General features: G+C 65.2%; 19 protein-coding genes and 1 pseudogene. 13 read left to right on the forward strand and 7 right to left on the reverse strand.

The window, feature by feature from the left end:
* Positions 1-195: 195 nt before the first annotated feature.
* Together IVB36_RS15740 and IVB36_RS15745 are read right to left on the reverse strand one after the other, a co-directional pair.
* On the reverse strand, positions 196-1,992 hold the full coding sequence (locus IVB36_RS15740; RefSeq protein ID WP_018453143.1) for a glucan ABC transporter ATP-binding protein/ permease: 1,797 nt from the start codon (positions 1,990-1,992) through the stop codon (positions 196-198).
* Positions 1,993-2,081: 89 nt separating this feature from the next.
* A complete protein-coding gene (locus tag IVB36_RS15745) occupies positions 2,082-3,128 on the reverse strand; it encodes an ABC transporter substrate-binding protein (RefSeq protein ID WP_247392099.1) in 1,047 nt (348 codons plus the stop codon).
* 227 nt (positions 3,129-3,355) lie between these two features.
* Between IVB36_RS15745 and IVB36_RS15750 the strand changes: the two genes are divergently transcribed.
* The 7 genes from IVB36_RS15750 (at position 3,356) to IVB36_RS15780 (ending at position 8,865) form a co-directional block, all read left to right on the forward strand.
* Entirely contained in the window at positions 3,356-3,727 is a 372-nt protein-coding gene (locus IVB36_RS15750; RefSeq protein ID WP_018453145.1) for a hypothetical protein, read from the forward strand.
* Positions 3,728-3,848: 121 nt separating this feature from the next.
* Positions 3,849-4,253, forward strand: coding sequence for a phosphoribosyl-ATP diphosphatase (hisE, locus tag IVB36_RS15755; RefSeq protein WP_007597487.1), 405 nt, complete (start codon positions 3,849-3,851; stop codon positions 4,251-4,253).
* 45 nt (positions 4,254-4,298) lie between these two features.
* A complete protein-coding gene (locus IVB36_RS15760; protein ID WP_085385485.1) occupies positions 4,299-4,901 on the forward strand; it encodes a YqaA family protein in 603 nt (200 codons plus the stop codon).
* A gap of 48 nt (positions 4,902-4,949) precedes the next feature.
* Positions 4,950-5,486 (forward strand): hypothetical protein, encoded by a 537-nt coding sequence (locus IVB36_RS15765; RefSeq protein WP_018453147.1) that lies wholly within the window; start codon positions 4,950-4,952, stop codon positions 5,484-5,486.
* Between the two features lie 30 nt (positions 5,487-5,516).
* Complete coding sequence (locus tag IVB36_RS15770) at positions 5,517-6,917, forward strand: aspartate ammonia-lyase (RefSeq protein WP_018453148.1); 1,401 nt, start codon at positions 5,517-5,519, stop codon at positions 6,915-6,917.
* Between the two features lie 150 nt (positions 6,918-7,067).
* Positions 7,068-8,036, forward strand: a complete 969-nt coding sequence (locus IVB36_RS15775; RefSeq protein WP_018453149.1) for a nitronate monooxygenase family protein — start codon at positions 7,068-7,070, stop codon at positions 8,034-8,036.
* A 55-nt stretch (positions 8,037-8,091) separates the two neighbouring features.
* Complete coding sequence (locus tag IVB36_RS15780) at positions 8,092-8,865, forward strand: thioesterase family protein (RefSeq protein ID WP_247299252.1); 774 nt, start codon at positions 8,092-8,094, stop codon at positions 8,863-8,865.
* A 10-nt stretch (positions 8,866-8,875) separates the two neighbouring features.
* On the opposite strand, the gene IVB36_RS15785 is transcribed toward IVB36_RS15780, so the two are convergent.
* A complete protein-coding gene (locus IVB36_RS15785) occupies positions 8,876-10,438 on the reverse strand; it encodes an AMP-binding protein (protein WP_018453150.1) in 1,563 nt (520 codons plus the stop codon).
* Between the two features lie 108 nt (positions 10,439-10,546).
* On the opposite strand from IVB36_RS15785, the gene IVB36_RS15790 reads away from it, so the two are divergent.
* From IVB36_RS15790 to IVB36_RS15805, 4 genes are all read left to right on the forward strand, one after another.
* Complete coding sequence (locus IVB36_RS15790; RefSeq protein WP_018453151.1) at positions 10,547-11,521, forward strand: nitronate monooxygenase; 975 nt, start codon at positions 10,547-10,549, stop codon at positions 11,519-11,521.
* 137 nt (positions 11,522-11,658) lie between these two features.
* Positions 11,659-11,907 (forward strand): hypothetical protein, encoded by a 249-nt coding sequence (locus IVB36_RS15795; protein WP_018453152.1) that lies wholly within the window; start codon positions 11,659-11,661, stop codon positions 11,905-11,907.
* A gap of 132 nt (positions 11,908-12,039) precedes the next feature.
* Positions 12,040-12,750 (forward strand): hypothetical protein, encoded by a 711-nt coding sequence (locus tag IVB36_RS15800; protein WP_018453153.1) that lies wholly within the window; start codon positions 12,040-12,042, stop codon positions 12,748-12,750.
* A gap of 86 nt (positions 12,751-12,836) precedes the next feature.
* Positions 12,837-13,550, forward strand: coding sequence for a hypothetical protein (locus IVB36_RS15805; RefSeq protein ID WP_018453154.1), 714 nt, complete (start codon positions 12,837-12,839; stop codon positions 13,548-13,550).
* A gap of 106 nt (positions 13,551-13,656) precedes the next feature.
* On the opposite strand, the gene IVB36_RS15810 is transcribed toward IVB36_RS15805, so the two are convergent.
* Complete coding sequence (locus tag IVB36_RS15810) at positions 13,657-13,881, reverse strand: cysteine rich repeat-containing protein (protein WP_018453155.1); 225 nt, start codon at positions 13,879-13,881, stop codon at positions 13,657-13,659.
* Positions 13,882-14,116: 235 nt separating this feature from the next.
* Between IVB36_RS15810 and IVB36_RS15815 the strand changes: the two genes are divergently transcribed.
* A complete protein-coding gene (locus tag IVB36_RS15815; RefSeq protein WP_026232471.1) occupies positions 14,117-14,398 on the forward strand; it encodes a hypothetical protein in 282 nt (93 codons plus the stop codon).
* Positions 14,399-14,514: 116 nt separating this feature from the next.
* On the opposite strand, the pseudogene IVB36_RS15820 reads toward IVB36_RS15815, so the two are convergent.
* Positions 14,515-16,451: pseudogene (locus IVB36_RS15820) on the reverse strand (ATP-binding protein).
* Positions 16,448-17,131 carry a response regulator transcription factor gene (locus tag IVB36_RS15825; protein ID WP_018453158.1) on the reverse strand — a complete coding sequence of 228 codons (684 nt, stop codon included), beginning with the start codon at positions 17,129-17,131 and terminating at the stop codon, positions 16,448-16,450. The pseudogene IVB36_RS15820 and the gene IVB36_RS15825 overlap by 4 nt, the downstream one beginning before the upstream one ends.
* Positions 17,132-17,535: 404 nt before the next feature.
* On the opposite strand from IVB36_RS15825, the gene IVB36_RS15830 reads away from it, so the two are divergent.
* Positions 17,536-19,368 carry a caspase family protein gene (locus tag IVB36_RS15830; RefSeq protein WP_247369883.1) on the forward strand — a complete coding sequence of 611 codons (1,833 nt, stop codon included), beginning with the start codon at positions 17,536-17,538 and terminating at the stop codon, positions 19,366-19,368.
* A 65-nt stretch (positions 19,369-19,433) separates the two neighbouring features.
* Here IVB36_RS15830 and IVB36_RS15835 read toward each other — a convergent pair whose 3' ends face one another.
* A complete protein-coding gene (locus IVB36_RS15835; RefSeq protein WP_026232472.1) occupies positions 19,434-19,667 on the reverse strand; it encodes a hypothetical protein in 234 nt (77 codons plus the stop codon).
* Positions 19,668-19,810 lie beyond the last annotated feature (143 nt).

Here is a 19,810-nt window from a genome sequence, read left to right on the forward strand (position 1 = left end):
TTCCGGTCCTTGGAGACCCGCCGGTTCCGGTCGGCTCTCGTGATCTGATGTTCGGTTCTGAAATCCAGCGCCGCCGCTTGCGGCGCCGCAAACCTATACCGGCTGGTGCGTCGGGAATAGGGGCATCAGCCGGGTATTCCGCAATGAAATGGGCCGAATTTCGACGATACGATGGGGACTTGCCAAGGCGGCTTGTTAAGGCGACTTGGCGGCCGTCGCGGCAGCCTCAGCCGCTGTCACGCTGGCCCGTGCGTTCTCCTGAACCATGAATTGAGCCCTGGCGAGGTCGGCGAAATGGCCGCCTTTGGCCACGAGTTCATCGAAAGTTCCGCTTTCGATCACGCGCCCGTTCTCGAACACCAGGATACGCGTGGCATTGCGGATGGTGGAGAGACGGTGGGCGATCACGAAGGTGGTGCGGCCCTTCATCACTTCGTCGAGAGCGGTATTCACCTTGGCCTCGGTGACGGCGTCGAGTGCGCTCGTCGCCTCGTCCAGGATCAGGATCGGCGGATCCTTCAGCAGTGCACGTGCGATCGACAGCCGCTGGCGCTCACCACCCGACAGCATCCGGCCCCGCTCGCCGGCATTGGTCTCGAAGCCGCCGCTGCGCTCGATGAATTCGAGCGCCTGCGCGCGCTCCGCCGCCTTGCGCATCTCGGCCTCGGTGGCGTCCGGCTTGCCGACGCGCAAATTCTCCGCGATCGAGCGGTTGAACAGCAGCGCCTCCTGAAAGACCACGCCGATGTTCCGCCGCAGCGATGTCAGCGTCACCCCGCGCACGTCCATGCCGTCGATCCTGATGAAGCCGGACTGCGGATCGAAGGCGCGATGCAGCAGCGCAATCGCCGTCGACTTGCCGGCGCCCGTCGCGCCGACCAGTGCGATGGTCTGGCTGGGAAGCGCGGTGAAGGAGAGGTCCTCGACCGCCGGCCGCTTGCCGTCATAGGAGAAGGTGACGTCGTTGAATTCGACGAGGCCGGAGAGCCGACCCGCATCGATCGCGTCGTGCCGGTCGTGCACCGCAGGAACCGCATCGAGCACGTTGAAGAACTCGCGCAGGCGCGGGGCTTCCATGAACACGTTGTTGATGAAGCTCACGACCTGCTCCAGCTTCTGGATCAGAAGCGTCGCGAAGCTCACGAACATGACGATCTCGCCGACAGAGGTCAGCCCCTGGTCGTGCAGCGCGATGCCGAAAGTGAAGATCGCGAGCACGGTGATCGTGGTGGAGGCGCGCGTGATGACGGTGACGAGTGCCCACCACGACAGCACCGGCATTTGCGCCGCTAGCAACTCGTCGGCGACGGAGCGCAGGCCCTTCACCTCGGATTCGACGCGGACGAAACTCTGCACCAGCGCGACGTTGCCAAGGGCGTCGGACGCGCGCGCGGAGAGCTCGCTGTAGTGCTCCTCCACCTCCATCTGCATGCCGAAGGTTCTGCGCACCACGAAGGTGGTCAGCGCGGTGAAGACGATGCAGAGCACGAACAGCAGGATTGCAAGCCGCCAGTTCAGGTAGAGCGATAGCGGCAGCAGCACCACGACCGAGAGGATCGCGGCAAAATGCTCTCGAAAGAAGCCGACCCATAACCGCCACAGCGCATCTGTGCCGTTCAGCATCACCTTCATCAACCGGCCCGAATGGGTGCCCGAATGGAAGGTCAGAGGCAGCTGCAGGATGTGCTCGAAATAGTCCGTCAGGACCGCCTGCCGCTGGCGGTGGGAGAGCCGGTCGGCCTGCAACGCTACGACCGCGCTGCAGACGATGGTGAACAGTCCGAACGCGACCCATGCAACCAGGAACGGCCAGGCCGAGTTGGAGCCTGCGACCGTCTTGCCGGAGAGCACATCGACGATCCGGCCGAACAGCACCGGTTCGGCGAATTGCGAGCCCGCAAGCAGGAGATTGACGACCGCAAGCAGCCAGCCCAGCCGTGCCTCCTTACCGAGCAGCTCGAGAACGCGGGTGTAGAGGCGGAGAATGGGCATGGGCGAGGAGCTCGGGCGGCTGGAACGGAGTGAGCGCATACTCTAATCAGGGATCGCCCGTGAGATATAGCGGAAGCTGTCGGTTTTGCTCAGTTGATCAACCGCCCTGCAACTGGCGGCAAGAACCCGCTGTCGAAGATGTCGCCCGCCGCCGGCCGGTTGCGGAATTTGAAATCCTGCCCGATCTGGTCGATCGCGCGATCCATGCGCGCCGGGTCGATGTCGCCGAGGCCGTTGCGACGGACCTCGTCCGTCAGGATGTTGTCGACGAGGACGGTGCGCAGCCGCTCCAGCTCAAGATCGCGATCGCCGCCGTCGATGCGGCTCGCGGCTTCGTCCGCCGCACGCGCCGGGTCCTTGACGGTCGCGTTGATGCCGGCGATCAATGCGCGGACGAATCCCTTCACGGTGTCCGGCTTGGCCGCGGCGAAAGCCGGGTTGACCACGACGGCAAAGCCATAGGCCTCGCAACCATAATCGGCATAGCGAAGCGCGACGAGATCGCCGCCTGGCACGCCGCGGTCGCGCAGGTTCACTGCCGAGAGATAGCTGAAGCCGGCGACGGCATCGACCTGTCCCGCGGAGAGGATCGGCTCGCGCACCGCGGCGCTGATCTTGTGGAATTTCACGTGAGCCGTGTCGATGCCGTTCTGCTGCGCCAGCGCCGGCCACAGCCGCATCGACAGATCGCTATCGGCAACGCCGACGGTTTTGCCGTCCAGGTCGGGCAGGAGGTGGATGCCGCGGCTCCTGCGGGAGACGATCGCGTAGGGCGCGCGGTTGAACAGCACGAATACCGCCTTGACCGGGGTCGCATCCTTGTCGCGGAAGCGGATCAGCTCGTTGATGTCGACGAGCGCGAGCTCGCTGTTGCCCTTGGCGACGCGCGCAAGCGCCTCCGGCGATCCGGCCGCGCTGCTGAAGGAGACGTTGAGACGTTCGGCGCCGAAGCTGCCGTCCTTGGCGGCAAGAAAGAACGGCGCCATGCTCGCATCGATCGGGCGGTCGAAGGTGAAGTGGATCGCAATGGAGGGCACGACGGTCTCGGCCGCGGTAGCATCGCGCGCAGTCAGCACCGCAAGCGAGATTGCAGCGGCCAGCAGACCGCGAAGAGCAATTGTCGTGAATTCGAACATCAGTCGCGCCGGTCCGGTGTTGTTATGGCTTGGTGACGCTCGGAGCGCCGGCTGGCGACAAGCTTGTTCGCGCCAACATGAACGGCGGATGAGCGGCGGTTGCGTCACGATCACGCAACCCCGTTCAGCTTGTGTTGGGGTTGGGGAACCCAACATGGGATGCGGGTGTTTGAGAGACACGAGCCTGTCATCAGGCACCATTCGAGGTCCCAAGGAGGGTCCAGGACATGTTTGACAGATTTTCAGGATTTGCCGGCCGTAAGGCCGTTCTCGCTACCGCCGCGGTGCTGGCGCTGACCGCAATAACCCCGACCGCTTCCTACGCGGGCGGCCGTCATTGGCATGGTGGCGGCGGTGGCGCGGCGGCTGCTGCAGCGTTTGCCGGCATCGTCGGCACCGGTCTTGCGATCGCCGCGACCCGCAACGCCTACGCCTATGACGATGGCCCCTATTATGGCGGCCCCGCCTATTACAGCGGCCCTGCCTATTACGGCGACGGCCCGTATTACGGACCCGGCCCGAACTACCAGTATCAGCGTTACGGCGGCACGGCTCCGTCGGAGCTCTGCGGCCAGGGCCACCGCACCAACTGCTACTAGTTTTGGCCACAACAAAAGGTTGACCACAAACGGGCCGTCGTGCTTGCCGCGGCGGCCCCTTTTTGGGCTCTACTATCGCGCGTTAACGCGCTGGCCATGGGTTTAGAGTAGCGTCGCGTACATGAGTGATTCGCTTGAGCGGCTATATCTGGCTGTGCTCGCGGCCAGGGACCTTGATCCGGCAACATCGCGCACAGCGCGGCTGTTTCAGCGCGGCCCGTCAAAAATGGCGAAGAAGCTGGCTGAAGAGGCCATCGAGGTCGTCATCGACGCGGTCAACGGCGATAGCGAAGCCGTGATCCGGGAAAGCGCAGATCTACTCTACAATCTGACCGTGCTCTGGGCCTCGGCCGGCGTGCGCCCCGAGGACGTCTGGCGCGAGATGACGCGGCGTGAAGACATGCTCGGCATCGCCGAGAAACTGCCGAAGTCGGCTATGAAACTGCCCAAAGTTGCGTCACCGCGTGTCGCCGCCAGGCGGCCAATCGTCGCGCTCGAAGGCCGCACCGCGCGCAAGCGCCACTAGTATTGGCACAAATCGGTCCCATCTCGGCATGGACAAATCCGTCCCATGGTGCTTCATCGCGGCGCCATGCTGAAACGTATTTACGACTGGTGCATCGACGCCGCTCACAAGCCTTACGCGCTCTGGATCATGGGCGCCGTGGCTTTCGCTGAAAGCTCCTTCTTTCCCGTCCCGCCGGACGTGATGCTGATCCCGATGTCACTGGCGCGCCCGCAACGCGCCTGGGTCTATGCGGCGATCTGCACTGCGACGTCGGTGCTGGGTGGCCTTCTGGGCTACGCTATCGGTGCGCTGCTCTTCGACTCGGTCGGCCATTGGCTGATCGAAGTCTATGGCCTCGGCGGCAAGGTCGACGCCTTCCGCGCCTCCTATGCCGAATGGGGCGCCGTGATCATCCTGCTCAAGGGCCTCACGCCGATCCCCTACAAGCTCGTGACCATCACGTCCGGCTTTGCCGGCTACAATCTCGGGCTCTTCATCCTGTGCTCGATCGTGGCGCGTGGCGGGCGCTTCTTTATCGTGGCGATCCTGCTAAACCGCTACGGCGACTGGATCCGGATCAAGATCGAGAAGCATCTCGGATTGGTGGTGGCAATCGGCGCCGCGGTGCTCGTGCTCGGCTTTGTCGTCGCAATCAAATTGATCTAACGCCCAAGGCGCTTTGCCACCGCGCCTCGTTCGGCTACGGTTGCCGCCATGATGCTTCGATCCGGCAATCCGGTCCTGCGACTGGGCACGCTGACATTTGCGGCGCTTTCGGTCCTGCTCGCTGCCGGCGGTACCGGATGGCCGCAATCCGCACCGCCGGCGCTCGGCTTGCAGGAGCAAGGACCGCAGGCCGCACCGGCGCCCTCGACAGCTCCTTCGTCGCCGCCGGCGCACGAGGAAAACCCCGGGCTGATCAACGAAATGGGCAAGCTGTTCGAAAAGCTGCCCTCGATCCTGCCGCCGATCAAAAGCCCGAGCGAGACCATGAACGATTTGTCGCGCCTGGCGAAGCCGTCGACCATGGTGTCGGGACGCGTGGCCTGTCCGGCCTCGTCGAACGGCGCGCCCGACTGCAAGCTCGCCGCCGACAAACTCTGCCAGAGCAAGGGCTACACGGAAGGCAAGAGCCTGAATGCCGACTCCGCGGAAAAGTGCTCGGCCAAGGTTCTGATCCCGGGCAGGCAACGCAAACCGGATGACTGCCGCACTGATACCTTCGTCACCAGCGCGCTGTGCCAGAACTGAGGACGTCGCGCGAGCAAGCAAGGAGCGCCCATGAGCCGCACGGAGCAGGACTTCCTCGGACAGCGTGAGATCGCCGACGACATCTATTACGGCGTCCAGACCATCCGCGGGAAGGAGAACTTCCACATCACCGGCATTCCGATGAACCAGGAGCCTTACTTCGTGAAGGCGCTTGGTTACGTCAAGAAGGCCGCCGCCATGGCCAACCGCGATCTCGGCGCGGTGGACACCAAAGTCGCGGAAGCCATCATCGTGGGCTGCGATCGCGTCATCGCCGGCGATATGATGGACCAGTTCGTCACCGACTTCATCCAGGGCGGGGCCGGCACCTCCACCAACATGAACGCCAACGAGGTGATCGCCAATCTCGCGCTGGAATCGCTCGGCTTTGCCAAGGGCGACTACCAGCACGTCAGCCCCAACGATCACGTCAATTACGGCCAGTCCACCAACGACACCTATCCGACCGCCTTTCGGCTGGCGCTGATCCTGCGGCTCGAGAGCTACATGACGGCGCTGCGTCAGCTCCAGGAGGCGTTCTTCGCCAAGGGCAGGGAGTTCGAGCGCGTGCTGAAGATGGGCCGCACCCATTTGCAGGACGCGGTGCCGATGTCGCTCGGCGCCGAATTCCGCGGCTGGGGCACCACCATGGGCGAGGAGGTCGATCGAATCTCCGAGGCCCGCGCGCTGCTGCGCGAGATCAATCTCGGCGCCACCGCGATCGGCACCTCCGTCACCGCGGCGCACGGCTATCCCAAGCTCGCGGTCCGGCATCTGAGCGCGCTCACCGGCGTCGACTTCATCCTAGCAGGCGATCTCGTGGAGGCGACGTCGGATACAGGCGCCTATGTGCAGCTCTCCGGCGTGCTCAAGCGCACCGCGAGCAAGCTGACCAAGATCTGCAACGACATCCGCCTGCTCGCCTCGGGCCCGCGTGCCGGCTTCAACGAGATCAACCTGCCGCAGCTTCAGCCGGGCTCCTCGATCATGCCCGGCAAGGTCAATCCTGTCATCCCCGAGGTCGTCAACCAGACTAGCTTCCTCGTGATCGGGCTCGACACCACCGTGACGCTCGCGGCGTCCGCGGGTCAGCTCCAGCTCAATGTGATGGAGCCGGTGATCTCGTTCGCGCTGTTCTTCTCGATCCGCACCATGGAGCGCGCGGTCAACAGCCTGCGTGAGAATTGCGTCGTCGGCATCACTGCCAACGAGGAGCACACCCGCAACATGGTGCTGAATTCGCTCGGTATCGTCACGGTGCTGAAGCCGCTGCTCGGCTACAAGGAATGCGCCGAGATCGCGCGCGAGGGCTACAAGAGCGGCAAGTCGCTGCATCAGATCGTCGTCGTCGAGCGCAAGCTGCTGACCCAGGAGAAATGGGACGAGATGTTCTCGTTCGAGCGGCTGATCAATCCGGATTTGCTTGCGTGATGTCGTCGGTCCGCGCTGAATTCCGCGGCTTGGAATTGCGGTAACGGCGTCCCTCCACGGCGCTAAAACGCAATACTTGACAGTGGAAAGATTGCCTTGTTGGTATGGCTCCCAACTTCGATGTGACCGCCAACAGAGGATCGTCTCGCAATGTCCATGCCTGCCTTGTTCAAGGGACGCCTGTCGATCCCCGTGATCGGTTCGCCGCTCTTCATCATCTCGGTGCCCGATCTCGTGATCGCGCAGTGCAAGGCGGGCGTGGTCGGCTCGTTTCCGTCGCTGAACGCGCGGCCGCCGGAGCTGCTTGACGAGTGGCTGGCGCGCATCACCGAAGAGCTCGCGGCCTATGATCGCGCGCATCCCGACAAGCCGTCGGCGCCGTTTGCGGTCAACCAGATCGTGCACAAGTCGAACAACCGGCTCGATCACGACATGCAGCTTTGCGCCAAGTACAAGGTGCCGATGATTATCTCCTCGCTCGGCGCACGCGAGGAGCTCAATCAGGCCGTGCACGGCTGGGGCGGCATCGTCTTCCACGATGTGATCAACCAGAAGTTTGCGCACAAGGCGATCGAGAAGGGCGCCGACGGCCTGATCCTGGTCGCCGCGGGCGCCGGCGGCCATGCCGGCACGATCTCGCCATTGGCGTTCGTCGCCGAGACGCGAAAATGGTTCGACGGCCCGATCGCGCTGTCGGGCGCGATCGGCAACGGCAAGGCGATCCGCGCCGCGCGCATACTTGGCGCCGACTTTGCCTATATCGGCTCGGCCTTCATCGCCACCAAGGAAGCCAATGCCGTCGACAAATACAAGGAGATGATCGCGGGCGCGACGGCTGACGACATCGTCTATTCCAACCTGTTCACCGGCGTGCACGGCAACTATCTGAAGCCGTCGATTCTCGCCGCCGGTATGGATCCGGAGAACCTGCCGACGTCAGATCCCTCCAAGATGAACTTCGGCACCGACGCCTCCGGCGAGCGCGCCAAGCCAAAAGCCTGGAAGGAAATCTGGGGTTCGGGCCAGGGCGTCGGCAGCATCGACGGCATCGTGCCAGCCGCCGAAATGATCGCGCGCTTCAAGAAGGAATACGACGAGGCGGTCGATCCGCCGTTGTGAACTTCGCCGGGACGACAGCTTTTGCTCAGCACCGAATGTGCATCACGGAGAAACGATGCCTCCCATCTACCGCATCGACGGCGACAGCGTCGTCACCAGCCCGGATGCCGCGGGCCCGTGGGACCGGCGTATGCAGCACGGTTCGGCGCCGGCCGCGCTGGTGACGTGGGCGGCTGAGCGCATTCCGACGCCAGTTGCAATGGACATCGCGCGCGTCACCATCGACCTGATGCGCCCGGTGCCGGTGGCACCACTCACGATCGCGACCGAGATCTTGCGCGAGGGCCGCAAGATCCAGCTCTGCGGAGTCAAGCTGCTCGCCGACGGCGTCCAGGTGGTCGGCGCCACCGTGCTCAAGATCAAGCGCCAGGCGCTGACGCTGCCCGAGCACGTCAAGGCGCTGCCGGTTACGCTGCCGTCGCCGGAGGACTCGCTGCTCGAGGACGGTCATGCCGCTACCAGCCCGTTCGTACGTTCAGTCTCGATGCGCGCTGCGCGCGGCCGCTTCGGGCAAGCCGGCGCCGGCGCGATCTGGTTTCGCGTCGACCATCCCCTGATCGCGGGCGAACCGCTCTCCCAGGCGACGCGCGCCGTGGTCGCGGCCGATTTTTCCAACGGCACCGCCTCGTCGCTCGATTTCCGCGCCTGGACCTACATCAACGCTGACCTCACCGTGAGCTTTGCGCGCCAGCCGGTCGGCGAATGGATCCTGCTCGACGGTGATTCCTGGATCGGCCCCGATGGTGCCGGGCTTGCGATGTCGCGGCTCGCCGACCGGCAGGGCTATTTCGGCCGAGCCGTGCAAAGCCTGGTGATCGAGAAGCGGTGAGGCACCTTATCTATCCCACCATCCGGCCCCGCCCGCTCCAAAAGCTCGCGCGCAGCATCTTCTTGTCGACCTTGCCGACGCCGGTCATCGGGAGTTGCTTGACGAACTGGATCTGCTTCGGTGCATGAGCCGAGCCTTTTCGCGTCTTCACCAGATTGATCAGTTCATCGGCGTCAGGTTTTGCGCCTTCGCGCAGGACGACGACAGCGGTCACGGCCTCGCCCCATTTCTCGTCGGGGATGCCGACGACCGCAACCATGGCCACATCGGCGTGCTGTGACAGCACGTCTTCGATTTCCCGCGGAAAGATGTTGAAGCCGCCGGAGACGATCATGTCCTTCTTGCGGTCGAGGATGAACATGTAGCCGCGATCGTCCTTACGAGCGATGTCGCCGGTGTGCACCCAGCCGTTCTTGAGCGTCTCGGCGGTGGTGTCGGGCCGCTTCCAGTACTCCGCCATCGCATGCGGAGCGCGCACGCAGATTTCGCCGGCCTCGCCCGTCTTCACCTCCTGGTCGTTGTCGTCGAGGATCTTGACCTCGCACGCCGCGATCGGGAAGCCACAGGACAGGAACAGTTCGGGCGTTTTGGGATCGTGATCCGCCTTGCGCAGCACCGAGATTGGGTAGCATTCGGTCTGGCCGTAGAGCTGCGAGAACACCGGCCCGATCCGTTCGATGCCCTCGACCAGCCGGCTCGGCGACATCGCGGAGGCGCCGTAGAGCACCAGCTCGAGCGAGGAGAGGTCGGTCCTGCTCAATGCGGGATGATCGAGCAGCACATAGACCATGGTCGGCACGAACAGCGTGAAGTTGATGCGCTCGCGTGCGATAGTCCCCAGCACCGCCTCGGGATCGAAACCCTTCAGCATGTGCACGGTGCCGCCCCGCATCAAGGTCGGTAGCACTTTCGTGCCGGCGACATGGCTGATCGGTGCCACCGCGAGGTAGCGCGCGCCATCGGGAATCTCGAAGTCGGCGAGGATCGCGGCCGCGGCTCCGGCATTTTCGCGGTGGTAGCGCAACGCGCCCTTGGATTTGCCGGTGGTGCCACCGGTGTAATTCAGCGTGGAGAGGTCGTCGGGTCGGGCGAGGCAATGCGCGCTGGCATGGCCTTCGATCTCGATCGCCTGCAAGAGATCGACGCCATAGTTGGCCGGTCCCGTGGTGAACACCGCCTTGAGCCAGGTCGCCTGCGCGGCGAGCTCGCCGCCGCGATCGTGGAAGGCGGCCGCATCGACCACCAGCACCTCGGCCTCGGAATCCTCGAGCTGGAACATCTGGTCTCCCGGCGATCCCAAAGGATGCAGCCAGGTGACGCAGAGCCGCGACAATTGCGCGGCAACGCCGGCGCACCAGGTGTCGGCGCGGTTCGCGGTGAGGAAGGCGACCCGCGCGCCGGGCTGCAATCCAAGCCGCATGAACACGCCCTGGATGCGCCCGATCAGGTCGATGGTGCCCTGATAGCTCAGCGATCCGCCGGGCCACGCGAACGCGGTTCGGCCCGGATAGCGCGACAGCGCCCGCAGCGCCTGCGCGCAAGTCGGGGACGATGCATGGAGCGGATCGGACATATGTTTCCTCGCTGCTTTGTTATCGGCTTCCGGCGTGCCAATGTTTACCGCGACGCTAGCACAGGGAATGCGGGATGGAACGACTAAGCCCGCGCGAGGGAGGCACGCGTGACGTCAGATCGGCTGCAACATTTCCACGGTCGTCTCGCCCTGCCGCTGATTGCCGCGCCGATGTTTCTGGTGTCGGGCGTCGAGCTCATGGTCGCGGCCTGCCGCAACGGCGTGATCGGCAGCTTCCCCACCGCGAATTGCCGTAGCACCGAACAACTCGATGAATGGCTCACCGACATCGAAGCGCGGCTGCGGCGGCATGAAGATCAAACCGGCCGAAAGGCCGCGCCGCTTTGCCCAAACCTGATCGTGCACCGCTCCAATGCACGGCTGGAGCAGGATCTCGCCGTGTTGCTGCACCACAGGCCGGAGATCGTCATCACCTCGGTCGGCTCGCCCACGACGGTGCTCAAGCCGCTGCACGACGTCGGCGCATTGGTGCTTGCGGATGTTGCCTCGATCCGCCACGCCGAACGCGCGGCGGAAGCAGGTGCCGACGGGCTCGTGCTGCTTACCGCCGGCGCGGGCGGGCAAACCGGCTGGCTCAACCCGTTCGCCTTCGTCCGCGCGGTGCGTGCGTTCTACGATGGCATCATCGTGCTCGCGGGGGGCATCAGCGACGGCCACGCATTGCGCGCGGCCGAAGTGCTCGGCTGCGATCTCGGCTACATGGGTACGAAGTTCATCGGGACGCGGGAGAGCATGGCGGATGAGCGTCACAAGCAAATGCTGGTCGACGGCAGCGCGGACGACATCTTGCTGACCACCGCGTTCACGGGCCTGCAGACCAGCATGCTCAAGCCGTCGATCCTGGCAGCCGGTCTCGACCCCGACGATCTGCCGGCGCGCGGTGCAATCGACGTCGGCAAGGACATCGAAGTCAACGCGCGCGAGAGCCGCCCCGAGCGCTGGCGCGATATCTGGAGCGGCGGGCATTCGATATCGGGTGTAACCGAAGTGATGGAGGCCAACGATCTCGTCGCGCGGACGGTCGCGGAGTATCGAGAGGCGGGTGGCCGCCTCTCCCCGTAAAAACCGGAGACCGACAGGGCCCGTCCCCTCCATCACAGTTAGTCGAGCGCTCCTTAGAAGCGGTCACTTAACGGCAGATTAACCATCGATCGCCCAGAATTCCCTCAGGCGCCAATCAGGACCGAGAGGGACAGGCGATGGACTTCGACTTTCTCAACGCCAAGACGGCGGCTTCGCTGGACGAAATTCGCGTTCGCGTGGCCCATGCGCTGGCCCGCCACCCGCTGTGCCGCAATGTTCGCTTCGACATCGTCAGCGTCCCCCGCACCCGCCGGGGCGGCAATTGGACGGTGGCGCTGCAATCGGTCGAGCCGCGTGGAGTCTGGGAGGCCTCGGAGATCGTGGCCGACATCCAGGACGCTTACGATCTGGCGCTAGCTGCTTGATTTTGTTGACCTTTCCAGATCATGTCGCCGCAGTCCGCGCGATTGCCGCCGCGATGGCACGGTTAAGCCTTAATTTTCGCCCAGTTTGCGCGCAGTGATCACGTGGACTTGAAGCCGGTTGCGGAGAGACGTTTGTCGAAAGCCATCACCATCGTCGTGCTGACCTGCTTCCTCGTCCTCGGCGCCGCCACCACCGCCATTCTCGGCCGCGATAGCGTGCCCAGCGTCAGCGCCGAAATGATCACGCAGGCGCCGGCGCCCAAGCTGCTTGCAACCAATCGGGCCGCCAAGGCCGACCGTCTGGTTCCGACGCTGGCGCTAGCCTCGGCCGCCATCGACCCGGTTCAGGTTCCGGCGGACAAGCTCTCGCAAATGCCCGTGCTGACCGAGCCGCTGCGTCAGGCGTTTGCCGCCGCCACGCCATCCGATTTCCCGATGCCCAAGGCGAGCGTGAACGAGGCTCCGGCCGCTGCAGAGATTCCTGCCGTCGAAGTCCCGGCCAAGCCGAAGGTCGTCGCCAAGCCGCAGCCGCAGAAATCCTATTCGCTGTTGTCCGACGTACAGATTGCGGGCATCAGGGACCGTCTGAAGTTGTCGTCGTCGCAGGAATATTACTGGCCGTCGGTCGAGACCGCGCTGCGCAACGTTGTCCGCAAGATCTCGGCAAACAAGCTGTCCAATCCGAACGTGCAGGGCGTGCCGATCGATCCCAATTGCGACGAGGTCCAGCAGTTGAAGTCGGCCGCGATGCCGCTGCTGTTCCAGCTGCGTGACGACCAGAAAGAGGAAGTGCGCAAGCTCGCCCGCATCATTGGGCTCGAGAAGGTGGCGCAGCAGATCTGACGCGCAAGTTCCTTCCGGAACTGCGGCTATATCGGGAACATCCTGCAATTGACAAGCGTTGCCCGCTCCAAAGAGGGAGTGGACCAATGCGCGCCTCGACAGCCTATTTCGTCGGTGCAGGAACCATCGTCGCAGCCATCGCCATTGGTCTCGGCGGCGGCATTGTCGCCGGCAATATCATGAATCCGGTCTCGCCCAAGCAGGGGCCTGATACCAGCAAGATCGCGCAGCGCGCTGACGCCAAGCCCGCCACGACGGAAGCGCCATCCGAGCGCCTGCAATATCTCACCGGCTCGCAAGCCTTCGGCGCCATGGTCGCCGCGCCAGCGCAGGCCGAAGCCAAATCCGACGCCAAGGCCGAGTCCAAGCCTGAGGCAAAGTCCGAAGCGGTGAAGCCCGACACGCAGACCACTCAAGCCAACGCTGAACAGCCAGCGCAACAGCCTTCGCAGGCGGCAGCGGTGGAGCCCCCGAAACCGCCACCGGCGTCGCCTCCGCAAGTCGCAAAGCCTGCCGAGCGGCAAGCATCGACAGAGCCGTCATCCTCATCCGACAACGCCTATGCCAAGGCCAGGGATTCTGACGTCAAGCGCGCCACGTCTGAACGGCGCCGGACGGAGCGCCGTGAGCGCTGGGCCGAGCGCCGCCACTACGATTTCCGCGATCCGCGTGGGATGCGCGACCGCACCGATTGGGACGACGTCGCGCGCAACATCCGCGAAGATGCCGATGCGCGCGAGGTCCCGAGCAGGCCGCGCGGCGGCTTTCCGCAGATCAGGCTATTCGGCGACGACGATTAGCGTCCATCCTCGCCGTCGTGCGCGCGCCCGACCTATGACCGGCGCATCGACGTCTATGGCCTGACGGCTTTGACGCCGCCGAGATTTGTGTTGTGGACGCGAGCACTCACCCGCCGTGTGACTCCACGACCTTGCGGCAGCCGTCCGAAAGCTTCGACTTGTTCTCGCGCAGGCAGGCATTCATCTGTGGCGGCTTGCCGATATGTTCGGCGCAGAATTTGTTCGCGTCGCTTCGGCAGGTCATCTGCTCCTGCGGCGTCGGACCGGATTGCGCAGCGGCGGTCTGGGCGGTAGCGGCGAGCAGCAGCACGGCAAGAACCGAGATCTTCATAAAACACCTCCTTGGGAATGTCGTTGGTCCCGCCTGGGATCAAGCGGGCCGGACCATCTCGCGAGCGCCGGGCGCAGGTCCATGCCATGTTCATGGCATCGGCCAGCCCCTCCCGCCGCCGTACCCCCATTTTCATGGCATGTATCAGCGCGCCGTCTTTTGTCATTCAGGCTGCACGTCGGCCGCGAGACCCGGTGATTGCATCGGGACGCCGAACGGGAAGCAGGAGAGCAAGATGTCGAAAAGAGCGGGAGCGCTGAGCGCCGGGCTGACAATTTTGGCGCTGGCAGGTGCGGCGACGGTCTCGCTGGGCACGAGCCCGGCGCAGGCGGTGGTCTATTGCAAGACGGTCGGCATACCCAAGGGCTGCGTGGTGCGGCCGAGAGCGGCAGTGGTCGCTGCGCCGGCCGCCGCAGTCGCGGTCGCGACACCCGGGGTCGGTGCGCCCGGTGTCGGCGTGCGCGCGGGCACGCCGATGAATCGCGGTGGTCCGGTCAATCGCGTCGGCGTGCGCTGAGAAAGACGAAAGAGTTCGGGCGAAGGAGCATTGCGGACGAACCCCCGTCTTCCGCAGGCAAATCATCCGGCCCGTCCCTCTCTCCGCGCGTCCCACACGTTCGGAGAGGGGGCTTTTCAGCCGACGGCGGCACCGCTGTCGGGGAAAATCTGCGGCAATTGCAGCCGCACGCGCGTGCCTGAGGAATCCGAGCTCAGATCGAGCATCGCCCCGCAGCGCGCGGCACGGCTCCTCATGTTGCGAAGCCCCCGCGCGGTCTGGCCCGCGTCGGTGGCTCTGCCGCTGCCGACCGGCGCAGAACCGTTCGCAAAGCCCTTGCCATCATCCGCGACCTTGATCACACCGAACGGCCCCTGACCTTCGTCGACCGTCTCGATGGTGACCGCGATGCGGCGGGCCTGTGCGTGCTTGACCGCATTGGTCACGGCCTCGTCGAGGATGCGCACGATCTGGATGACATGCCATGGCCTGAGCTCGGGATGCAGCGGCAGCCCCTGCGGCGTGGCCACGTGCCAGTCGAGCGCGATGTCGTGCGGTCGCAATTGCGCGGTCGCTCGCTCGCGCCAGGAGCCGAGTGCGAGCATCAGGTCGCCGCCGATGTCGTCCATGGAGTCGATGACGAGGCGGAGGTCCTTCAGCGCCGCACGGGCAGCGTCGGTGATGGTCGCGCCCTCGTGCCCGCGCTCGGACAGTGCCACGATGCTGATGAGCTGGCCGCCGAGGCCGTCATGCAGGTCGCGCATCAGCCGCGTGCGCTCATTGGCGAGCGCGGCTGCCCTTGCGCGCTCCTCCTCGCGGGCAAAGCTCGCCTTCAGCCGCTCCTCGGCCTCACGTACGCGCGTCACGAGCTGGTCGGCAAAGCTGTCGACCTGGTTCAGCGCGCGCGCGAACCGCCAGGTCAAGCCGGCGCCGATCGCGACCAGCATCGCCGAGTAGGACAGGCGCGAGAGGAAGATGCGCTCGTCGGTCACGATCTCGAACACCGACAGCATGTCGTGGACCCAGCAGATCAGCACGATGGTCACCGCGCAGCCGAGCGTGAAGCTTGCCGCGTCCTGCCGCCGCACCACCGCGGCAGCGGTGACGCAGGCCATCAGGAGCAGGCAGAGACCGACGGTAGGAATGCCAAGCAGGAGAAACAGAATGCGCGGCAGCGGCGGGCCGGCGATCAGTCCGACGCCGAACACGACGAGCCCCGGCGCGAACAGCAGCATGCCGTAGCGCGGCCAGCGCCAGCCGAAGAACAGCACGCCGAAGACGACGACCAGGGCGCTCTCGATCGGTGCGGACGCGAGCAATACCGCGGCGAGCCGGGACGTGTTGAGGGGGGCACCGGTGGCGGCGCAAAGGCCTGCACTACGCCGAGTACCATCGCCACGGCCAGCACGCCGTAAACCGGCTCGCGGCGGCGCATCAGCCACATGATCGCCAGGATGACGGCGAGGATCGACTGCCAGGCGGAGAACACCACGGGCAACGTGACGAACATCAGCGTGCGTGTCTCGTAGGCCGGCCGCAAGGCCGCATCCAGCCCGACATAGACGGTGTCGAGAAAGCCCTTGAGCGGTCCCCAAACCAACAGCCGTACCGCGATCTCGTTCGTGCCCTCGCGCAGCAGCGAGGACGGGATCGCCCCGATTTGCGGAGTGTTGCGGTCGGGTCGGTTGGCGTTGGCATCGCGTCGGGAATCCAGGATGACGACGCCGTTGATTGAGACTTCCACCGCGTTGCTGAAGCGCGGCAGGAATACCGACCATCCCGACGCGACATCGCCGCGGCGGAACGTGAAGGCGCCGGTGTAGAGCGGCGGGTCGGCCAGGGAATAGCGTGACGACGTGAAATGCGGCAGCGTCACGGGACGTGCCACGCCGTCCTCGCGCAGCGAGAATTCGCTCAGCGCAAAGTCGTCGGGGTCGCTGGGCTGGAGCAGCCGCAGCCCGAGGACGGTCGCGACCACTATCAGCGCCTGCAGCAGCAGATAGGGCACGAGACGCGAGACCAGCAGCCGGCGCCGCCCGGGTTTGACCGGTGCCTTGGCCACGATCTCGCTCACAGCTTGATCAGGCCCTGCTGCACCGCTTCGAACACCGCTTCGCTGCGGGTGTGCACTTCGAGCTTGCGATAGATGTTCTTGATGTGGCCGGGCACGGTCTGCCGGGACAGGCCGAGATGGCTTGCGATCTCGGCGTAGCTGAAACCTTTGGCAATGCCCCAGAGGATGTCGATCTCGCGTGGGGTGAGCCTTGCGGTGTTGAGCGCGGGGCCCGGCGGAGGCTCGGCCGCATTCTGCGCGGAACCTTGCGTCCTGCGCACGATGAAGCGGGCGATCGAGGCCGAGATCGGCGAATGGCCGGCGACAAGATCGCGCACGGTGGTGGCGATATCAGTGGGGAACGCATCCTTCAGGAGATAGCCGGTGGCGCCAACCGTGATCGCGGAGATCACACTTTCTTCGTCGCCGAGCGCCGAGATCACCATGATCTCGGTGTCGGGAAAGCGTTGCCTTGTCTCGCGGATCAGCTCGACGCCGTGGCCGTCGGGCAGCCGCAGATCGGTGAGCAGCACGCGCGGCACAGCCGCGCTCAGCGCCGAACGAGCCTCTCCCAGCGTACCGGCGCTTCGCACCTCGTAGCCGGCCTTGACCAGCGCGTCCTGGAGCCGCCAGCAGGTCGGCGCGTCGTCCTCGACGAGGAGGATGGTGATGGCTTCACCCGTCTCGCCCTGTTCGGTCATGATCATCGTCGTCCTGCACCGCGTGTCCCCCGCGGCGCAGGGCCAAGTTTAGCCGCGGTGCGGGCGCCGCGACACCCATAATCATGGGGGCGCAAGGCATCGGTCTGGCGTTCCCGACGCGATGCCTACTGCTTCGTCGCACTGGCTCGTCCGGCGGCATGGGCGGGCCCGGCAGTCGCTGCACCAGATGCGCGGTACCGGCATTGTTCTTGTAGAACTGCTGATACGGCTCCTTGATCAGGTCGAGCTTCGTCGGCCGCAGTCATGCCGCCGGAGGTTTGGCCTGACGCCCACGGCGGCACCGGGAAGTGAGATAGGCCACAGACGGGTTGACTTACGGGAGGAGACCCTCGAAATCATCCCGGAGCCAGCCTAGGGCTCCTTGACGGAATGAAGCCTGCACCATGGTCGGATTGATCCTCCCGGCTCCGATGTCACGCCTGCAGCGTCTGGCCGGCCGTGTTGCGCTGGCGATTGCTCTGATGCTGGCAGCGGCGACGACCGCGCAGGCCGACAAGCGAGTGGCGCTGGTCCTTGGTGTGTCCAACTACCAGAGCGTCGCGCGGCTGGCCAATCCCGACAGCGACGCGGCCGCCATCAGCGACGTGTTCAAGCGGATGGGGTTCGATATCGTGGAGCTTCGCCGCGATCTCGGCGTCATCGAGATGCGGCGGGCGGTGCGCGATTTTGCTGCGGTTGCCGCGGATTCCGACATGGCCGTGGTCTATTACGCCGGTCACGGCATCGAGGTGAACGGCGCGAACTTCCTGATTCCGGCAGATGCCAGGCTGCAGAGCGATTTCGACGTCGAGGACGAGGCGGTCCCGCTGGACCGGATTCTCCAGGCGATAAATCCGGCGAAGCGGCTGCGGCTCGTCATCCTCGATGCCTGCCGCGACAATCCGTTTGCAGAGCGGATGACACGCAGTGTCGCCACGCGTTCGATGGGCCGCGGCCTCGCCAAGATCGAGCCCGCCACGGCGGATACGCTGATTGCGTTCGCCGCCAAGGCCGGCGCGGTCGCCGGCGACGGCGACGGTGCGCACAGCCCGTTTGCGACCGCGCTCCTCAATCATTTGGCGACACCGGGCCTCGACCTTCGCCTGACGCTTGGCCGGGTTCGCGACGAGGTGCTCAAGAGCACGGGGCGGCGGCAGGAGCCCTTCGTCTACGGATCGCTCGGCGGCGACACCGTGGCGCTGGTGCCGCCGGTTGCACCGCCGATCGATCCGAACGCGGGAGCCCGGCGGGATTATGAGCTTGCGGCGCAGGCCGGCACCAAGCAGGCCTGGCTTTCCTTTCTCGCCGTTCATGCCACCGGCATCTATGCCAACTTTGCGCATGCGGCGCTCGACAAGCTCGAGGCCGCAGAAAAAATCAGCGAAAACGCCGATGCCGTACAGCGGCAGGCCGAGCAGCAGGTCCGGCAGAAGAGCGACGATTTCAGGAAACAGATCGAGGAGCAGGCGGCGCGTGAGACGGAACGGGCCACGCAGCAGATCTCCGAGCAGGCCCGGCGCGATCTGGAGAAGGAGCGCCAACGCATCGCCGAGCAGGCCAAGCGCGAGCTCGACGATGCCCGGCGGCAGGTTGCGGAGGCGCGCCGGCAGGCGGAGGACGCGGCCCTTCAGGTCGAGCAGGCGATGAAGCAGGCCGCGCTGGAGGCGCAGCAACAGATCGAGGCGGCGAAGCGCGAGGCAGACCGGCGCGAGAAGGAGCGCCAGGCTACGCTTGCCGCTCTGACCCCGCCCGCCGCGCCCGCTGCTGCTCTCGCCGTGGCGCCGACTAGCGTGCCAGCGATGGATCCTGCGGACATCGCCCGCTTGCTCCAGGCGCACCTGAAGCGTGTCGGTTGCGATCCCGGTGCGGCCGATGGCGCCTGGACTGCACCGTCGCAAAAGGCGCTCGACAGCTTCAACAGATATGCCGGTACGAAATTCGACGTGAAGGTCGCAAGCCTCGACGCGCTCGATGCGGTGCGCGCCCGGCCCGATCGCATCTGCCCGCTGGTTTGTGCGAGGGGGCAAAAGGCGGTTGGCGACCGCTGCGTCCAGATCGTCTGTGACAACAAATTCGTGCTGGACGCCCAGGGCGTGTGCCAGCGGCGTCCCGATCCGTCGCCCCAGAAACCAAAGGCGGTGTCCCGCCACGAACCGAGCCCGCGCGCGCCGTCTGCTCCGGCCAGCAGCGAGGGCGGCAAATGTCATACCTATGGCGGAAAACAGTACTGCCAGTGATGCGGCGTTGCTCGCCCTGGGTTGACGGGGTGGCGAGATCCTCGCGTCCGTCCAGGATGGCCCCTCTACGAAGCCTCTGCCCGCGGCGGCGGATATCGCCGGGCCAGCGCCGACAACGGCAAGTGTCGCTCGCCCTCAGGTAGCTCGAGATAGGCGAGCACGAGCGGCCGTTTCCAGTCACCGACGCCGAAATCCATCGCCATCCATTTCTGCGGTTCGGGGCCCTCAAGACCGCGCACCCAGACGAAATAGCGGGGGAGATCGTCGGCTTCCGTTTCCGTCACGCGTCTCCTGGCCATCAAAGCTGCTCGCTGTATCGTTACGTGTTGCCACACGATATGGGGACTGGCCTGGCAAAGTCGAACCGTCGAGGGAGGGGATGCCGGGAAGCACGCGGCCCTCTCCTGGCGAAGTGTCCGAAGGATGCGAGCCGTACATCCGC

This window comes from Bradyrhizobium sp. 35 (assembly GCF_023073215.1).
Lineage (GTDB): Bacteria > Pseudomonadota > Alphaproteobacteria > Rhizobiales > Xanthobacteraceae > Bradyrhizobium > Bradyrhizobium canariense_D.